Source organism: Oleiphilus sp. HI0117, assembly GCF_001635235.1.
Window position 1 is genome coordinate 1 of the sequence record NZ_LWGA01000136.1, and the last position, 1,166, is coordinate 1,166.

Consider the following 1,166-nt stretch of genomic DNA (forward strand, 5'->3'; position numbering starts at 1 on the left):
GTAGAAGCGTTAGTGAAAGCGTTCAAAGTCTTAGCGTGCTTAATGATACCGCCGATGTAGTATAGGCACTCATCAGATAGACCAGCATAGCCGTCACCAGCCATAACGTTAACGCCATCTTTGCAAGAGACATGTGAACGTGCATGCCAGAACCGTTATCGCCAACTACTGGCTTAGGCATAAATGTCGCAGTCTTGCCGTAAGCGTGAGCAACGTTGTGTACACAATACTTAAGGATCTGAACTTCATCAGCCTTGTTTACTAGTGTATTAGCGCCAACACCGATTTCACACTGACCAGCAGTACCAACTTCGTGGTGGTGTACTTCGATTACTAGACCCATTGCTTCCATCGCTGCACACATTGCTGCACGAAGGTCGTGTAGAGAGTCAACTGGTGGTACTGGGAAGTAACCGCCTTTAACGCCTGGACGGTGACCAATGTTACCGCCTTCGAATTCTGCGTGGCTACCCCAAGCAGCTTCTTCAGAGTTGATTTCGTACATAGCGCCGTTCATGTCGGCTTTCCACTTAACGTCATCAAATACGAAGAATTCTGGCTCTGGACCAAACAATGCAGAGTCAGCGATACCTGTAGACTTCAAGTATTCTTCAGCACGGATCGCAACAGAGCGTGGGTCGCGCTCGTAGCCTTGCATAGTTGAAGGCTCAACGATGTTACAACGAAGGATCAAAGTGCTTTCTTCTGTGAACGGGTCAAGTACTGCTGTAGCGTCTTCAGGCATAAGGATCATGTCTGATTCGTTGATGCCTTTCCAGCCAGCAATTGATGAACCGTCAAACATTTTGCCTTCTTCGAAGAAGTCTTCGTCAACTTCAGAAGATGGAATGCTTACGTGTTGTTCTTTACCGCGAGTATCTGTGAANCGAAGGTCGACCCATGTGACTTCGTTTTCTTTGATTAGGCCGAGAGTTTTCTCTGACATTCTAATTTCTCCATTTTTGGACGTATTCGAAACAAAGGTTTGTTTCATGTTATTTCAAGTGCCGAGCACTGCACTAAATTGTCACACTCAAGTTGCGACATGCGCAGTGCCTAGCGATTTTCGCAGCAGGTGTCCGGCCTAACCAGTCTAAACAAACTTTTCAAATACTATTTATATTTCAAGTACCGTCCAAGTTGTCAGACGCCTTTGCTGGGCAGCC

At 46.5% G+C, this 1,166-nt stretch carries 1 pseudogene; it reads right to left on the reverse strand.

Going from position 1 to position 1,166, the window contains the following annotated elements:
- A pseudogene (locus A3757_RS01895) lies at window positions 1-946 on the reverse strand (glutamine synthetase beta-grasp domain-containing protein); the annotation flags it as partial.
- Between the last annotated feature and the right edge of the window lie 220 nt (window positions 947-1,166).